Genomic DNA, 16,540 nt, shown 5'->3' with positions numbered 1-16,540 from the left:
CCACCTCGTCGAAATCAGTTCGGGTTTGCGGTGGCCCCGTCAGCGGGTGGGCGGCATGTCGTCTCGCACCCGCACAAAACTCGCGAAGCGTGGCAGGCCGCTGTCGTGGGTGCCTCTGAAGCGGTAGGTCACCCAGCTGCCCACGGGCGGCGGGTGGTCGCGCTCCGCGTCGGTCAACCCTGCGCCCAGCCGAAACCGCTGGCCCGAAGGCATCTCCACCACCAGGGCGCCCAGCCGCCCGGCGTGGCGGCCCTGGCCGGGCAGATGGGCGACCACCTTGGCCTCGGTGTCTTCGTGGGTCTTGACCTTGATGAGGTCGTCACTGCGCCCTGCGCGGTACATCGATGCGCCCCGGTGCAGCATCAGCCCCTCGCCACCCGCGCGCACGGTGCGCAGCAGCAGCTTTTGCAGTGCGGCGTCACTCGCCACACGCTGCTGGAGCACCGCCTGCACCCATGGCTGGTCCAGCGACTCTACGAGCTGGTTCAGCGCGGGCAGGCGCTGGTCAAACGTGCCGCCGTGCGCGGGCAGGTCAAACACCATGAAGCGCATCTCGCGCCAGGCGGCATCGTCCGGCTGCTGCTGGCGCACGGTGGACTGGGCGTGGCTGAACCGGCCGCGTCCTGCCCACAGCTCGCCGTCCATGGGCGTGTCGGGCCAGCCGGCGGTGAACCAAGATGGGACCGCCACGGTTTCACCACCCCGCGTGCGCAGCGTATGGCCGTCCCAATAGCCGCGCACGCCATCGTATTTTTCGCTCACCCAGTAGTCCGCGAGGCGCATGCCGGGGCGGTACACATTGGCCAGCAACAGGGCGGGTGCATCGCCGGCCCAGGCCTGGGGGGTGGTCAGTGCGGCCAGGGGTGCGAGGCCCAGCAAAGCCAGGCAGTGTCTGCGGAGCATGATGGAGGTGCTATCAAAAAAATAGCTTCTAGCGCATGTTCTATCAGCGCTAGAAGCCTGTTTGGTTCAAAAATGCGGTGAGCCCGCTTGGCGGATTACACCTGGTCGGCGCTCAGGCCAGCGGTCTGGCTGAAGCCGCCGTCCACATAGGTGATCTCAGCCGTCATGCCCGATGCCAGGTCCGACAGCAGGAAGGCCGCCACATTGCCCACGTCTTCAATCGTCACATTGCGGCGCAGGGGCGAGGCGTCGGCCACACGGCTCAGCAGCTTGCCAAAGTCCTTGATGCCGCTGGCAGCCAGGGTCTTGATGGGGCCGGCACTGATGCCGTTGGCCCGGATGCTGCGGCCGTCTTCGGTGCGGCCCACGGCCTCGGCCAGGTAGCGCACGCTGGCCTCCAGGCTGGCCTTGGCCAGGCCCATGGTGTTGTAGTTGGGGATGGAGCGCAGCGCGCCCAGGTAGCTCAGGGTCAGCAGCGACGACTTGTCGTTCAGGTAGGGCAGGGCGGCCTTGGCCATGGCCGGGAAGCTGTAGGCGCTGATGTCGTGGGCAATGCGGAAGCCTTCGCGGCTCAGGCCGTCCAGAAAGTTGCCCGCAATGGCCTCGCGCGGTGCAAAGCCGATGCTGTGCACAAAGCCGTCAAACTTTGGCCAAGTCTGCGACAGGTCTGCAAACATGCGCGCGATCTGCTCGTCGCTGGCCACGTCGCAGTCAAACACCAGCTTGGAGTTGAACTCGGCTGCAAAGTCGGTGATGCGGTCCTTGAAGCGCTCGCCCACGTAGCTGAACGCCAGCTCGGCACCTTGCTCGTGGCAGGCCTTGGCAATGCCGTAGGCGATGGAGCGGTTGGACAGCACGCCCGTGATGAGCAGCTTCTTGCCGGTCAGAAAACCCATGTGAAATCTCCTTGTGGAATAGCGGAATGCAGGCTTGGCGCCCGGTGCATGTGGATATGCGGCTTTGGCTGCAAGCCCCTGCGAACGTAGTGCAGAATTGTCGCATGCGGTTTTGGCTGGCTTTGTTGCTGATGGGGAGTGCTGTTCCAGCGTGGGCAGCACATGCGTATGCCTTGTGGGGCGCGCCGCGCTATCCGGCGGGCTTTGCGCATTTCGACTATGTGAATCCCGAGGCCCCCAAGGGCGGTGAGTTGCGGCTGGTCAGCAACTTGCGCACGTCCACCTTTGACAAATACAACCCGTTCACCATCAAGGGCAACGCACCGGCCTACCTGTCGTCGCTGATGTTCGACTCGCTGCTGGTGGGCTCCATGGACGAGACCGCAACCGGCTATGGCCTGTTGGCCGAAGATGTGGAGGTCGCCCCCGATGGACTGACGGCCACCTTCCGGCTGCGGCCTGAGGCGCGCTTTCACAACGGTAAACCGGTACTGGCCCAGGACGTGAAGCACAGCTACGAAACGCTGGTCGGCCCCTTCACCTCACCCTCTTACAAGACCTTGCTGATCGAAGTGGCGGGCGTGGATGTGATCAACGACCGCACTGTGCGCTACCGCTTCAAGCAACCCAACCGCGAGCTGCCCATCACCGTGGGCGGCTTGCCGGTGTTCAGCCGCGAATGGGGTGTGGAAAACGGCAAGGCCAAGCCCTTTGACCAGGTGGTGATGGATATCCCAATCGGCAGCGGCCCTTACAAGATCGGGCCCGTGCGGTTTGGCAAGGACATCACCTACGTGCGCGACCCCCAGTACTGGGCGCGCGACCTCAACGTGCGCAAGGGCACGGCCAACTTCGACCGCATCCTGGTCAAGATCTACAAGGACAACACTGCGCGTCTGGAGGCCCTGAAAGCGGGCGAGTTCGACCTGATGCGGTTCTTCAGCGCAGGCGATTGGGCCCGCCGCGTCACGGGCAAGAAGTTCGACACCGGCGAGCTGGTCAAGGGCGAGTTCAAGCACAAGCTGCCGTCGGGCTTTCAGAGCTACGTGCTCAACACCCGCCGCCCGCTGCTGCAGGACGCGCGGGTGCGCGAGGCCCTGGGCCTGGCGATGGACTATGAGTGGATGAACCGCCAGATGTTCTACGGCGCCTACCAGCGTGTGAACGGCCTGTTTGGTAACACCGCCTGCGAAACCAAGGGCAGCCCGTCGCCCGAAGAGCTTGCGCTGATGGACCCCTACCGCAAGGACATTCCTGCGGCCGCCTTCGGTCCCATGACCGTGCCCCCGCGCACCGACGGCGATTCGTCACTGCGGGCCAACCTGCGCCGGGCGCAGGCTCTGCTCAAAGAGGCGGGCTGGGAGGTGCGCGATGGCGCCCTGCGCAACGCGAAGGGCGAGGCCATGGTGCTGGAGTACATGGACAGCAACGAAGGTGGCGTGCGCACTATCACCCCCTGGATCCGCAACCTGGAAAAGATCGGTGTCACGCTGCGCTTCCGCTCGGTGGACTTTGCGCTGTACCAGCAACGGCTGCAGAAGTTCGACTTTGACATCACCACGATTGCCTTTCAGGGCACCAACAACCCGGGCCAGGAGTTTGCCGACATGTTCGGCAGCCAGGCCGCCGACACGGAAGACTCCGGCAACTTCGCGGGTGTCAAGAACCCGGCGGTGGACGCGATGGTCAAGGCGATGACCTCTGCCAAAACCGAGGCGCAACTGCTGCCTGCCTGCCATGCGCTGGAGCGCATCATTGCGCACAGCCACTACCTGATTCCGCAGTGGACGGCCGGTACACATCGCATGGCGTACAACGCCTGGCGCCTGGCCAAGCCTGCCACGGTGCCGCCGTACTCCAGCGGTGAAAGCTGGGTCATCGACACCTGGTGGGCACGCATTCCCCCGCAGACCGCGCCCGACAAGAAATAACCACCCGCCAGCCCACCCATGTTTGCCTACATCCTCAAACGCGTGTTGCTGATGCTGCCCACCCTGCTGGGCGTGCTGCTGCTGACCTTTGTGGTGATTCAGTTCGTGCCGGGCGGCCCCGTGGAGCAGTACATGGCCGAGGCCAAGGCTGGCGTGGGCGGCGGCGGTGCCGAAGGCGGTGGCCTGAGCTACCGGGGCGCTCAGGGCGTGGACCCCAAGCGGCTGGAGCAGATCAAGGCCCTGTACGGCTTTGACAAACCGGCGCATGAACGCTTCATCCAGATGCTGGGCCAGTTCGCGCGTTTTGATCTGGGCAAGAGCTTTTTCCAGAACAAGGACGTGTGGCAACTGGTGGCAGAGAAGCTGCCGGTTTCCATCAGCCTGGGCCTCTGGACCTTCTTCATCAGCTACCTCGTCGCCGTGCCGCTGGGCGTGGCCAAGGCGGTGCGTGCCGGGTCGCGGTTTGACCTGGTGACCACGCTGCTCATCTTGCTGGGCTATGCCATCCCGGGCTTTGTGCTGGGCGTGGCGCTCCTGGTCATTTTTGGCGGGCAACTGCAGTGGTTTCCGCTGCGGGGGCTCACGTCGGCCAACTGGGACGAGCTGAGCTGGGGCGCGCGCATCGTGGACTATCTGTGGCACATCACGCTGCCGGTGATAGCCATGGTGCTGGGCAGTTTCGCCGTCACCGCGATGTTGACCAAGAACGCTTTCCTCGAAGAGATCCGCAAGCAGTACGTGCTCACGGCCCGTGCCAAGGGCCTGAGCGAGCGGCAGGTGCTGTGGAAGCATGTGTTCCGTAACGCGCTCATCCCCATCATTACCGGCTTTCCGGCAGCGTTCATCGGCGCGTTCTTTGCAGGTTCGCTGCTCATCGAGACCCTGTTCTCGCTCGACGGCCTGGGCCTGCTCAGCTACGAGAGCGTGATCCGCCGCGACTACCCCGTGGTGCTGGGCACGCTGTATTTGTTCACGCTGATCGGGCTAGTCACCAAGCTCATCAGCGACCTTTGTTATGTGTGGGTGGACCCGCGCGTGAAGTTTGACTAGCCCGAACGCACCGATGGCCCCGATGAGTCCTGCTGCTACCCCCATTTCACTCTCCCCGTCCCGCCGTGCCTGGCTGCGCTTCAAGCGCAACCGCCTGGGGTACTGGAGCCTGCTGATCTTCTGCGCCCTGGTGCTGGTGAGCCTGTGCGCTGAGCTGGTCAGTAACGACAAGCCACTCATCGTGCGCTACGAGGGGCAGACCTACTTCCCCCTGTTCAAGGACTACCCCGAGAAGACTTTCGGGGGCGACTTCGAGACCCCCACCGACTACCTGGACCCCTTCATCCAGGAGCGGCTGAGCATGGGCAGCAACTGGGCTCTGTACACCATCAACCGCTACGGCCCCAATACGCTCAACTACTTTGCCAAGGCGCCCAACCCCTCGGCCCCCACGGGCGACAACTGGCTGGGCACGGACGACCGGGGGCGCGACTTGCTGGCGCAGTTGCTGTACGGCTTTCGGGTGAGCGTGCTGTTTGGCCTGGCGCTCACCACCACGGGCGTGCTGCTGGGCGTTATCACAGGGGCCATCCAGGGCTTTTTTGGCGGCAAGACCGACCTGGCGTTCCAGCGCTTTATCGAGATCTGGGGCTCCATGCCCGAGCTGTACCTGCTCATCATCTTCAGCGCGGTGTTTGCGCCCAGCATTGCGCTGCTGCTCATCTTGCTGAGCCTGTTTGGCTGGATGGGCCTCTCGGACTATGTGCGTGCTGAGTTCCTTCGCAACCGCCAGCTCGATTACGTGAAGGCAGCCCGTGCGCTGGGCGTGAGCAACAGCCAGATCATCTGGCGCCACATCCTGCCCAACAGCCTCACGCCCGTGGTCACGTTCCTGCCGTTTCGCATGAGCGGCGCGATTCTGGCGCTGACCTCGCTCGATTTTCTGGGCCTGGGGGTACCGCCGGGAACGCCCTCGTTGGGCGAGCTGCTGAGCCAGGGCAAGAACAGCATTGATGCGTGGTGGATCTCGCTGTCCACCTTCGGCGTGCTGGTGGTCACTCTGTTGCTGCTGACCTTCATGGGGGACGCGCTGCGCGATGCGCTCGACCCCAGAAAGGCGGATCTGTGACCATGACGGCATCCGCCATGAAACCCGCGCTGCTCGAAGTCCACGACCTGCATGTGCGCTTCGGCGCCAAGGAGGTGGTGCGTGGCGTCAACTTCTCGTTGGCTGCAGGCGAAAAGCTCGCGCTGGTGGGCGAGTCCGGCTCGGGCAAGACCATCACGGCGTTGAGCCTGCTGCGCCTGGCGGGCAATGCCGCCATCACCGGCCAGGCCCTGCTGCAGGGGCGGGGCGACCTGCTGGCGATGACCGAGCGCGAGATGCGCGGCGTGCGCGGCGGCGACATCGCCATGGTGTTCCAGGAGCCCATGACCGCGCTCAACCCGCTGATGACAATTGGCCAGCAGATTGCCGAGATCCTGCTGCTCAAGAAGGGCCTCACCGGTGCCCAGTGCGCGCAGGCGGCCATCGATCTGCTGGCCCAAACCGGCATCTCAGAGCCCGCGCGCCGCGCCAATAGCTTTCCGCACCAGCTCAGCGGTGGCCAGCGCCAGCGCGCCATGATCGCCATGGCCCTGGCCAGCAGTCCCAAGCTGCTGCTGGCCGACGAGCCCACCACCGCGCTCGACGTCACCTTGCGCGGCCAGATCCTGGACCTGCTGAGCGACCTGCAGCGCCAGACCGGCATGGCGGTGCTGCTGATCACGCACGACCTGAACCTGGTGCGCCGCTTTGCCGACCGCGTGGCGGTGATGGAGCAGGGTGTGCTGGTGGAGCAGGGGCCTGTGGCCGAGGTCTTCAGCGCGCCCCAGCATGCCTACACCCGCCGTCTGATCGCCAGCCAGCCACGCCGCGATGTGATCGAGGCCGACCCGCCCGCAGGCACCGCGCCCGTGGTGCGGACGCAAGACCTGCGCGTGGTCTACCCCACGCCGCTGCCGGGCATCAAGGGCTGGTTCAAAAAAGGCGAGTTTGTGGCGGTGCAGGGTGCCACCTTGCAATTGCTGCCCGGTCAGACGCTGGGCGTGGTGGGCGAATCCGGCTCGGGCAAGTCCACGCTGGCCCAGGCCATCCTGGGGCTGTTGCCCTCGACGGGACAACTGCAGGTGGGTGGGCAGGCGTGGCAGCAGCCCGCCATGCGCAACACGCCCACCAACCAGCAATTGCGCCGCCGGGTGCAGGTGGTGTTTCAGGACCCGTTCTCGTCCCTGTCCCCCCGCCTCACGGTCGAAGAAATCGTGGGCGAGGGCCTGAAGGTGCATGAGCCCGCACTCAGCGTGGCCGAACGCCGCGCGAGTGTGGAGGCGGTGTTGGCCGAAGTAGGCCTGGCCGAGGCCCAGTACCCGCGCCTGCTGGAGCGCTACCCGCATGAATTTTCGGGCGGCCAGCGCCAGCGCCTGGCCGTGGCGCGCGCCCTCATCGTGCAGCCGCAGGTGCTGGTGCTCGACGAGCCCACCAGCGCCCTCGATGTGTCTATCCAGCAGCAAGTGCTGGGCCTGCTGCAGCGCCTGCAAAAAGAAAAGGGCCTGAGCTACCTGCTCATTACCCACGACGTGGACGTGATCCGCGCCATGGCGCACGATGTGCTGGTGATGAAGGACGGCGCGGTGCTCGAAAGCGGCAGCGTGACGGAAGTGGTGGACGCTCCCCAGCATCCCTACACCCAACGTCTGGTGGCCGCCGCCACAGTACCTGGCGGATAGTTTTTAGGGTTTTTGGGCTGCAGGCGCTAGTGGAATATGCGCGGCCTGCTATCAACTTTGAATGTTTTGCGTCCGCGTCCCGTGGCGCAGTTTGGTGGGTGAACCATGCATGGGGCCATGCCCCTTATGCTGCGTACGGTGATCAGGTTCTGACCGCTGGGCGCCGCGCATGTTGCTCCACGCCGGGCTGTGCCCAGACGAGCTTGCGCACATCCACGCCCAGGGCCTGCGCCCGCTCCATCAGGTGCTCGCGCACATGCCAGGGCAGGGTGGGTGTGCGGGACAGCACCCACACATACTCGGTGCTGGAGCCCACCACCAGGGCCCACTGGTAGTTCTCATCCAGCGCCACCACGTTGTAGCCGCCGTAAAACGGCCCGAAGAAAGACACCTTGAGCGCTGCGCGGTCGGGGCTGTCCACAAACTCGGCACGGCCCTCCGCTTCCTTCCACTGCTTGCGCACCGGGTCGTAGCCCCGGTTCACGACCTTGATGGTGTTGTCTGCGTTGCGGCTGTAGGTGGCGGTGGCTTGCGTCAGGCCGCGTTCAAACGAATTTTCGATGCGGGCCACCTCGTGCCATTGCCCTGTGTAGCGGCCCACGTCAAAGCCCGAGACGGGCTGCACGCCTTCGGGTGTGCGCGGCGTGGAGCAGGCCGACAACATCATCACCCCCATCAACGCGGCTGCACCCACGATCCAGGGCCAGGGGGAGCGGCGGGGCGTGGTGTGGATGGCTGGCATGGTGGTTTCTCCTGAGGGCTGTTGTTGTGGGGAGGGGCGCTGGCTGCAGCGCCTGCCTGGCAACCGACTGTAGGTACGGCGCCTGATGCCCGGTGTAGGAAGGCGCTGGCGCGTGGTGTCGGCGGCGCGGCGGACCGTGCTCGGTCGGTATGTCCCTCTGTACTCTTTGAATGGTCACTCGTGCTGTCTGAACCGTGCGGGGTTAGAGTGCAGCAAGGCAATCGCGGCGTGCCTCAGCTCCCTGGCGCATTTGGCCGTTCAGCCGTCAAGGAATCCCGTGAACCATTCCAGATCTTCATACCCTTCTGCATCGGCCTCGGTGCAGGCACCGCGACAAGACCTGCTTGCCGATGACCCGGCAACCCGCAGCTACCTGCAGGCGCGGCGCCAGACAGCGCCTGGCGCATGGAGCAGCGGCTTGCATCTGGGGGCGCAACAGGTGCTCTGGGCGGCGGGTGCCGATGCGCCCGCACCTTCCGTGAAGCTGAGCCTGCCCTTGGGCGGCGCGCGCACAGCACGCCAGTTCTTCCGCCATGCCGTGCCCACCCCCCTGGAGCTGGAAAACGCCATTGCGGTCGTGGAGGATGAGGTCTACGTGGCCCATCGGCAGCTACAAGGCTTGTTGCCCGGCGGGCAGGGGTGGGCCCCATGGTCTGCAGATGCAGCCCTGCATGAGCTGGCCACCTTGGCGGGCGTGCCGCCCGGGGCTCAACGCGTGCTGACGCTGGAGGCCATGGAGCGCCTGTTCAATCGGCTCGCCGCTGTCGCCGAGGGTCGCCCCGCAGCGCACGAGGGCCTGCCGGAAGACCCCGTCTTTGCCGGCACGCTGCTGGTGCTGCGCGAGCTGATGCACCACCTGCCGTTCGCCACCATGACATTGGTGGAGACGCCGTAGTCGCCATTCTGAAATTCGCCCGATGTGCGAGGCGCTTTCGCATGGGCTCTTGCACGGTGCCAGGGCATACAGCGAAGGTATCGGCGGGCCCTTGCAGCCCAGGCAGGCGCCGTGACGCGTCAACGCGATCGGCAAAGGCAGCCGGGCCTGCCGTCGGTCATGTGCGGGGCGGTGCGGCGAACCAGTCCCGCAGAAAGTCAGCCAGCGCCCGCGTCTTGGCCGACAGGTCGCTGCGCGTGGGGTAGACCAGCGTCACATCGGCGGCGGGCAGCGACCAAGTCGGCAGCACGCGCACCAGGCGGCCCGCAGCCAGGTGGGCCGCCACGTCCCATTCGGAGCGCATCAGCACCCCGTGGCCTTCCAGCGCCCAGGTGGTGGCGGCCGCGCCGTCGTTGGTGCTGAGCATGCCGCGCACCTTCACGGTCTCCTGCCGCTCGCCCTGGTGCAGGTGCCAGGTGCCATAGGTCTCGTCGCTCTCGCGGATCACGATGCACTGGTGGGCCAGCAGGTCGGACGGCTGCTCGGGCTCGCCGGCCTGGGCCAAGTAGGCGGGCGATGCGCACAGCACGCGCCGGTTGGCCAGCAGCCGCCGGGCCGTGAGGCGCGAGTCCGGCAGGTCGCCAAAGCGCACGGCCGCGTCAAAGCCTTGCTCCACCAGGTTCACGGGGCGGTCCGTCAGGTGCAGCTGGACCTCCACCTCGGGGTAGGCACGGGCAAACGCCGACAGCGCGGGCGCGATGTGCACACGGCCAAAGCCCAGCGTGGCGGCCAGCTTGATCAGCCCCCGGGGCGAGCTGCGAGCGCCGGCCACCGTGCGCTCCAGCGCCTCCAGGTCACCGAGGATGCGGGCACCGTCCAGCAGATAGGTCTCTCCCTCGGGCGTGAGGCGGATGCGCCGGGTCGTGCGGTGCAGCAGGCGCACGCCCAGCCGGTGTTCCAGCTGCGCCAGGCGCCGGCTGACCGCGGGCGGGGTGATGCCCATCTGCTGCGCGGCTGCGGCCAGGCTGCCCTCCTTCATCAGCAGGGCGAAAAAGCGCAGGTCCGAAAAACCGTCCATGAAGATACCTGATTCGTGCTTTGAATTTATGAATGAAGTAATTTTGACGGTATTTATGGCTTTGGACATCACTCCTAAGATCACATCCACAACAAATATCCGCAGGAGACAAACCCATGACCGCTGCTTTCACCACCACCCACCCGTCCTGTCCACGCAGCGCGTCCCGTCGCCTGGCGGCTGCCGCAGCGGCACTGGCCGCGCTGGCCCTGCTGTCGCCGGCTGCAGCCCTGGCGCAACCGGCTGGCTATCCCAACAAGGCCATCAAGCTCGTGGTTCCGTACGCACCGGGCGGCAGCGCCGACATCGCGGCGCGCCTGGTGACGGACGAATGGGGCAAGGCCCTGGGTGGTTCGCTGTTCATCGAGAACAAGGGCGGTGCGGGCGGCAACATCGGCGTGGACATGGTCGCCAAGGCCCAGCCCGATGGCTACACCATCGGCCTGCAGACGGTGTCGCTGGCCATCAACCCGGCGCTCACTGCCAAGATGCCATATGACACCTTGAAGGACCTGGCGCCCATCGGCATGGTGGCCAGCTCGCAGCATGTGCTGGTGGTCAACAACGCGGTGCCGGCCAAGAACCTCAAGGAGCTGCTCGCACTGCTCAAGGCCAAGCCAGGGCAATACTCTTACGGCTCGGCGGGCCCGGGCAGCACCTTCCACATGTCGGCCGAGCTGTTCAAGGCTGTGGCGGGAACGCCCATCGTGCACATCCCCTACCGTGGCGGCGGCCCGGCCATGATCGACACCATGTCGGGCCAGGTGGCCATGAGCTTCCCGGTGCTGTCGGCCGCACAGCCGCACGTGCAGGCCGGCAAGCTGCGCGCCCTGGGCGTTACCGGCACGAAGCGCTCGGCGCTGATGCCCGATGTGCCCACCATTGCCGAGGCAGGCCTGCCGGGCTACGCCTTCGAAACCTGGTTCATCGTGTTCGCGCCGGCTGGCACGCCCCGGCCCATCATCGACAAGCTCAACGCCACGCTGAACCAGGCCCTCAATACTGCGGCGCTCAAGGAGCGCATGGCCAAGGACGGGTTCGACCCCATCCCCTCCACCCCCGAGCAGGCCCGTGCACGGCTGGAGCAGGAAATGCCCCAGTGGGCCAAACTGATCAAAGAGCGCGGCATCACTGCAGAGTGAGCGGGCTCGCCTTCCACATCGCCCCACGGCCATCACCACCTCACCCATGACCACTTCACTTTTCCCCGGCTTCACGCCGCATCGCGTGCCCACGCCCGACGGCCAGCACATCCATGCACTGGTCGGCGGCACGGGCCCGGCCTTGCTGCTGCTGCACGGGCACCCGCAGACCTCGGCCATCTGGCACAAGGTGGCGCCCGTGCTGGCGCAGCACTTCACGCTGGTGCTGGCGGATCTGCGGGGCTACGGCGACTCGGCCAAGCCCGCCGGCGATGCCGAACATCTGCGCTACAGCAAGCGCACCATGGCCGCCGACATGCTGGCCGTGATGGCGCACCTGGGCCATGCGCGCTTTGCCGTGCTGGCCCATGATCGGGGCGCCCGCGTGGCGCACCGCCTTGCGGCCGACCAACCCGAGGCGGTCTCGCGCATGGTGCTGCTGGACATCGCGCCCACCCTGGCCATGTACGAGCAGACCAGCAACGCCTTCGCCCGCGCCTACTGGCACTGGTTCTTCCTGATTCAGCCCGCGCCGCTGCCCGAGCGCCTGATCGAGGCCGACCCCGCCGCCTACGTGCGTGACGTGATGGGCCGGCGCAGTGCAGGCCTGGCCCCGTTCGACGCGCGTGCCCTGGCCGAGTACGTGCGCTGCCTGGCCCTGCCGGGCACGGCCCACGGCATCTGCGAGGACTACCGCGCCGCCGCTGGCATCGACCTCGTGCACGACCGCGCCGACCGCGATGCGGGCCGCGAGCTCGCCATGCCTCTGCTGGCCCTGTGGGGTGAGCAGGGTGTGGTGCACCAGTGCTTTGAGCCGCTCAAGGAGTGGCAGCGCGTGGCGACTGACGTGCGCGGCCATGCGCTGCCCTGCGGCCACTACATCGCGGAAGAAGCGCCCGACGCGCTGCTGGAAGCTGCCCTGCCTTTCCTGCTGGCTGGCCAATAGCCCATTCCCCTCACACCCATCACGATGACCATGACCACACCCGCAACGCTCTACCAGAAGCTGGTGGCATCGCACACCGTGGCCGTTCTGGACGAACAGAACGTGCTGCTGTTTTGCGACCTGCACCTGATGAACGAATACACCAGCCCCCAGGCCTTCGCTGGCCTGCACGAGGCCGGGCACGGCGTGCCCATGCCGGGGCAAAACGTGGCGGTGGTAAGTCACATCATCCCCACGCACCCGGTGCGCCACCGGGTCATTCAAGACCCCCCTTCAGCGCTGCAGGCCAGCAACCTCAAGGCCAACTGCGACCGCCATGGCATCCCGTTGTTCGACACCAACGACCCGCTGCAGGGCATCGAACACGTGGTCGCGCCCGAGCACGGCATGGTGCGCCCTGGCATGGTCATCATCTGCGGCGACAGCCACACCACCACCTACGGCGCGCTGGGTGCGCTGGGCTTCGGCATCGGCACGTCCGAGGTGGAGCACGTGCTGGCCACGCAGACCCTGGTCTACCGCCTGGCCAAGGACATGCGCACCCGCGTCGACGGTGTGTTGCCCCTGGGCACCACCGCCAAGGACCTGATCCTGATGATCATCAGCCGCATCGGCGCACAGGGCGCGCGCGGCTATGTGGTCGAGTTCTGCGGCAGCGCCATCAGTGCGCTGTCGGTGGAGGCGCGCTTCACGCTTTGCAACATGGCAGTGGAAGCGGGCGCGCGCGGCGCACTGATTGCGCCCGACGCTACCGCCATCGACTACGTGCTGGCCAAGGCCCCCGACGTCACTGGCGACGTGCGCGCGCAGGCCCTGGCCCACTGGGCCACGCTGCGCAGCGACGAAGGCGCCGTGTTTGACGCGGAGCATGTGTTCGATGCGGCCGAGGTGGCCCCCTTCGTCACCTGGGGCACCAGCCCCGACCAGGCCATGGCCGTCAACGCCGCCGTGCCCCGGCCTGAGGACATCACCGACGCCGTGCAGCGCAGCAGCGCCGAGCAGGCCCTGCGCTACACGGCCCTGTCCGCCGGGCAGCCGCTGGCGGGCGTGCCGGTGCAGCACGTGTTCATCGGCTCGTGCACCAACGCCCGCATCGAGGACCTGCGCGAGGTAGACCGCGTCGTTGGCAGCCGCCGCGTGGCCTACGGCGTGCGCGCCATGGTCGTGCCCGGCTCGGGCGCGGTGAAGGCCCAGGCCGAGGCCGAAGGCATCGCCGCGCGCCTGGTGGCGGCAGGTTTCGAATGGCGCCAGCCCGGCTGCTCCATGTGCCTGGCCATGAACGACGACGTGCTGGCCCCGGGCCAGCGCTGCGCATCCACCACCAACCGCAATTTCGAAGGCCGCCAGGGCAGGGGGGCGATCACGCACCTGATGAGCCCGGCCATGGCCGCAGCCGCGGCCGTCACGGGTTGCATCACTGACGTCAGAACCCTGGAGGGGACCGCATGAGTGCCGACCACAACACCAGCTTGCGCGGCAGGGCCGCACTGCTCGACATCGCCAACCTGGACACCGACCAGATCATGCCCAAGCAGTTCCTGCGCGGCATCGACAAGTCGGGCCTGGCGCCGGGCCTGCTGTACGACCTGCGCTTTGACGGCGCCGGACAGCCGCGCGAAGACTTCGTGCTCAACCAGCCAGCTTTTGCCGGCACCGATGTGCTGCTGGCTGGCAGCAACTATGGCTGCGGCTCCAGCCGCGAGCATGCGGTGTGGGGCATGCAGCAGTACGGCTTCAAGGCGGTGGTGGCGTCGAGCTTTGGTGAGATCTTCTACTCCAACGCCATGAACAACCGCCTGTTGCTGGCGATGGTGAGCGAGGACGATGCCCAGGCCTTCATGCGCGAGGCCCGTGCCCACCAAGGGACGATGGCGATAGAGATCGATGTGGAGCAGCGCCAGGTGCGCACGGCAGGGCACAGCGCGCCCTTCACCATCTCCGAGCGCCACCGGCGCATGTTCATCGACGGCCTGGATGTGATTGGTGCCTCGTTGACCTACCGGGACGAGATCACGGCATTTGCCCAGCGCCACTGGGCCGCCCAGCCGTGGGTGAAGGATGTCGCGCGGCGCACGCGCGATCGGCTCAGCGCCGCATCCGCGTAGCCTTGACCGGTCGGCGCCTTGGCGCTGTGGGGGCGCCTACTTGGCGGCAGCCTTGGCCGCCTGCGCCGCCTTCTGCGTCTTGTTGTACACCTCCATCACCGTCGCAAAGTCGCGCTCAAAGTTGATGGGCAAAAAGGTGTCGTTTCCTGGCAGCAGCTGCCGCAGCTTGGGCGAAAAGCTGTAGCTGAAGGAGCACTTCTTCACACGCGCCTGCAGATCGGGCGAGACATCCTTGCCCATTGTCCAGGTCTCGGTCATGAAGGGTGGGCTCTCCCACAGCGTACGGATGCTGGAGCCTTTCACGTCGCCCTTCACCACCATGCGCTGGTACAGGTCGCTGGCCACGGCCGCCGCCGGGTAAAAGCCATGCATCACGCCCGTGACCGAGCGCTCATGGCCGTTGGAGAACACCACTTCGTAGTTCTGATCTGGCACCAGCCCGATGGCGGGGAAGAGTGCGCGCGGCGCCAGGTTGCCCGAGTTGGACGTGGGTGTGGTGTGCGCAATCTTCTTGCCCACCAGGTCCTGCGGCTTGGTGAAAGGGCTGTCCACGCGTGCGATGAGGATCAGCTTGTACGAATTGCGTTGCCCGCTGGCCTTGTTGCCCGGCACGCCGAACGGCGCGGGCTGGCCTGCCGCCACCAGTTGCGGCACCAGGCCGGGGTTGACCTGGGCCAGCTGGGCCTTGCCAGATACCAGGCTGTCGATGAGTTCCTTTTCGGCCAGCACGTCGATGTTGGTGCTCTTATCCAGCGACTCGCCCTGCTGGTTCTGCAAGTCGATGTTGCCGCAGCGCGCCAGGTGGTTGAAGTAGTCGCCCCACAGCAGCATGGTCTCGGCCTTGGCATAGGTCTTGGGCATGGCCACCACCAGCTTTTCGCGCGGGCTGTTGGTGAACTGGTTGGCGGCTTGCGCAGCGGCAGCAGGCTTGGCGGCGGCGGCACGCTCCGTCTGTGCAGCCACTGGGCCCAGGGTCAGGGCAGCGCCAGACAGCAGTGCATACAAGCGGGTATCGAATCGCATGGTTAAGGTCCCTCCGGTGTGTTGCTTTGGATCGGGCCGAGCCCGAGGGCCGAGAGTATGCAGGCGCTTTGGGTGATGATCGGGCACCCATGCGACTGCGTGCGGGCTCTCGGCACAGCCGCCAAGGCACTGGACGGTTTGTCAACCGACCGTCTGGTGCGCTGGACAAGGCCGCGAGGGACAGGCGTGGCAACGCCCGACACAATGCCTGCACGCCATCACGCAATACCCTTCATACGTTCACCACCGTTCCAGTCCCATGTCGCAAAACACCCTCACGCTGCAGCTGTTCTTTGAAGACCCGATCAAGCTCAAGACCTGCCAGCTGGTCTACCAGTACCTGTGCGCAGACAACACCGAGCAGGCCCAGCGCTGGGCCGACAAGCTGGGCGCACCTAGCCTGGAGGCCTTGTGGGATGGGGAATGGTTCAACCAGTCGGTCACTGCAGCGCCATCGCACCTGGTGCTGCAATTTGATACCGGCACCAGTGGCGACCTGCCTTTGCTGCAGATCGAAACCCTGTTCCGCCACGGCCTGCGGGCGGCGGTGCTGGAGGTCTTCTACGACCAGGTGGGCGAAACCGAACGCATGCACTTCGACCAGGGCCGCTGGGTGTCGCGCCAGGCATTCATGGACGCCAACCCGCAGTGGCGTGCGGTGGTCGAGCCTGTGCCACAGGTCGGCGAGGGCTGCGAAGACGACGATGCCGATGACCGCTACGCCTGCTCCAAAGACCCGGTCAAGCCGCTGGCCGTTGCCAAACTGCGCCAGCAGGAAGAAAAGCGCAAGCGTGAGGCCCGTGAGGCGGCTGAGGCGTTTGTCGAAATGGCGCGGGCCATGGGCAAAAGCGGCAAATCACCCGTGCAGGGGCTGATGGCTGTGCTGCTGTTGCGGGCCGGGTTCAAAGGGCTGGTGCATGCGGTGGTGTTCACGGTGGTCACCGTGCTGCTGTTCAAGGGCTTTTGGCTGTGGATGGGCCTGGGGCTGGTGCTGGCCGTGGCGCTGCCGCTGTACTACATGGCCACTGAACACAAAGCGCTGCGCGGGGAAGACGGCAGCGATGATGGAGACGGTGACGCCGACCAGCCTGGCGACGATGGCCCCGCCACGGTGATGGCAGCGCAGTAAAAGCATCTCAGGAGA

The 16,540-nt window shown here is 66.2% G+C and carries 15 protein-coding genes; 10 read left to right on the top strand and 5 right to left on the bottom strand.

The genetic code is table 11. From position 1 onward, the window contains the following. Positions 1-39 precede the first annotated feature (39 nt). Both ACOYR4_RS14500 and fabI read right to left on the bottom strand, forming a co-directional pair. Complete coding sequence (locus ACOYR4_RS14500; RefSeq protein ID WP_422847090.1) at positions 40-903, bottom strand: DNA ligase; 864 nt, start codon at positions 901-903, stop codon at positions 40-42. A gap of 95 nt (positions 904-998) precedes the next feature. Further along, complete coding sequence (gene fabI / locus ACOYR4_RS14495; RefSeq protein WP_015014680.1) at positions 999-1,799, bottom strand: enoyl-ACP reductase FabI; 801 nt, start codon at positions 1,797-1,799, stop codon at positions 999-1,001. Between the two features lie 104 nt (positions 1,800-1,903). On the opposite strand from fabI, the gene ACOYR4_RS14490 reads away from it, so the two are divergent. The 4 genes from ACOYR4_RS14490 to ACOYR4_RS14475 are packed head-to-tail and all read left to right on the top strand — an operon-like array spanning position 1,904 to position 7,486. Then, on the top strand, positions 1,904-3,730 hold the full coding sequence (locus ACOYR4_RS14490; RefSeq protein ID WP_422847089.1) for an extracellular solute-binding protein: 1,827 nt from the start codon (positions 1,904-1,906) through the stop codon (positions 3,728-3,730). An 18-nt stretch (positions 3,731-3,748) separates the two neighbouring features. After that, entirely contained in the window at positions 3,749-4,780 is a 1,032-nt protein-coding gene (locus tag ACOYR4_RS14485; protein ID WP_422847088.1) for a microcin C ABC transporter permease YejB, read from the top strand. A 13-nt stretch (positions 4,781-4,793) separates the two neighbouring features. After that, positions 4,794-5,849: an ABC transporter permease gene (locus ACOYR4_RS14480; RefSeq protein ID WP_209820275.1), complete on the top strand. Its 1,056-nt coding sequence runs from the start codon at positions 4,794-4,796 to the stop codon at positions 5,847-5,849. A gap of 2 nt (positions 5,850-5,851) precedes the next feature. Next, on the top strand, positions 5,852-7,486 hold the full coding sequence (locus ACOYR4_RS14475; protein WP_422847087.1) for an ABC transporter ATP-binding protein: 1,635 nt from the start codon (positions 5,852-5,854) through the stop codon (positions 7,484-7,486). Between the two features lie 142 nt (positions 7,487-7,628). On the opposite strand, the gene ACOYR4_RS14470 is transcribed toward ACOYR4_RS14475, so the two are convergent. Beyond that, on the bottom strand, positions 7,629-8,228 hold the full coding sequence (locus ACOYR4_RS14470; protein WP_343735378.1) for a lipocalin family protein: 600 nt from the start codon (positions 8,226-8,228) through the stop codon (positions 7,629-7,631). Positions 8,229-8,505: 277 nt separating this feature from the next. Between ACOYR4_RS14470 and ACOYR4_RS14465 the strand changes: the two genes are divergently transcribed. After that, positions 8,506-9,123 (top strand): hypothetical protein, encoded by a 618-nt coding sequence (locus ACOYR4_RS14465; RefSeq protein WP_422847086.1) that lies wholly within the window; start codon positions 8,506-8,508, stop codon positions 9,121-9,123. Positions 9,124-9,280: 157 nt separating this feature from the next. Here ACOYR4_RS14465 and ACOYR4_RS14460 read toward each other — a convergent pair whose 3' ends face one another. Then, on the bottom strand, positions 9,281-10,180 hold the full coding sequence (locus ACOYR4_RS14460) for a LysR family transcriptional regulator (protein WP_343735380.1): 900 nt from the start codon (positions 10,178-10,180) through the stop codon (positions 9,281-9,283). 116 nt (positions 10,181-10,296) lie between these two features. Between ACOYR4_RS14460 and ACOYR4_RS14455 the strand changes: the two genes are divergently transcribed. Genes ACOYR4_RS14455 through leuD form a run of 4 tightly spaced genes read left to right on the top strand, consistent with a single transcriptional unit; the run spans position 10,297 to position 14,373 of the window. Further along, positions 10,297-11,322, top strand: a complete 1,026-nt coding sequence (locus ACOYR4_RS14455; protein WP_422847085.1) for a tripartite tricarboxylate transporter substrate binding protein — start codon at positions 10,297-10,299, stop codon at positions 11,320-11,322. 46 nt (positions 11,323-11,368) lie between these two features. Beyond that, a complete protein-coding gene (locus ACOYR4_RS14450; RefSeq protein WP_422847084.1) occupies positions 11,369-12,268 on the top strand; it encodes an alpha/beta fold hydrolase in 900 nt (299 codons plus the stop codon). Positions 12,269-12,298: 30 nt separating this feature from the next. Beyond that, a complete protein-coding gene (gene leuC / locus ACOYR4_RS14445; protein ID WP_422847083.1) occupies positions 12,299-13,717 on the top strand; it encodes a 3-isopropylmalate dehydratase large subunit in 1,419 nt (472 codons plus the stop codon). Then, entirely contained in the window at positions 13,714-14,373 is a 660-nt protein-coding gene (gene leuD / locus ACOYR4_RS14440) for a 3-isopropylmalate dehydratase small subunit (protein ID WP_422847082.1), read from the top strand. The genes leuC and leuD overlap by 4 nt, the downstream gene beginning before the upstream one ends. A 36-nt stretch (positions 14,374-14,409) precedes the next feature. On the opposite strand, the gene ACOYR4_RS14435 is transcribed toward leuD, so the two are convergent. Next, the gene (locus ACOYR4_RS14435) at positions 14,410-15,396 is read right to left on the bottom strand and encodes a PhnD/SsuA/transferrin family substrate-binding protein (RefSeq protein ID WP_422847081.1); all 987 of its coding nucleotides are present in this window, start codon (positions 15,394-15,396) and stop codon (positions 14,410-14,412) included. 259 nt (positions 15,397-15,655) lie between these two features. On the opposite strand from ACOYR4_RS14435, the gene ACOYR4_RS14430 reads away from it, so the two are divergent. Continuing rightward, positions 15,656-16,525, top strand: coding sequence for a hypothetical protein (locus ACOYR4_RS14430; protein WP_422847080.1), 870 nt, complete (start codon positions 15,656-15,658; stop codon positions 16,523-16,525). Positions 16,526-16,540: the final 15 nt, after the last annotated feature.

It is taken from the genome of Acidovorax sp. M14, assembly GCF_049331375.1.
In the GTDB taxonomy this organism is placed as follows: Bacteria; Pseudomonadota; Gammaproteobacteria; order Burkholderiales; family Burkholderiaceae_C; genus Acidovorax.
The sequence above is the reverse complement of the archived record's forward strand: the minus strand, read 5'-3'. Positions and strand labels throughout refer to the sequence as shown.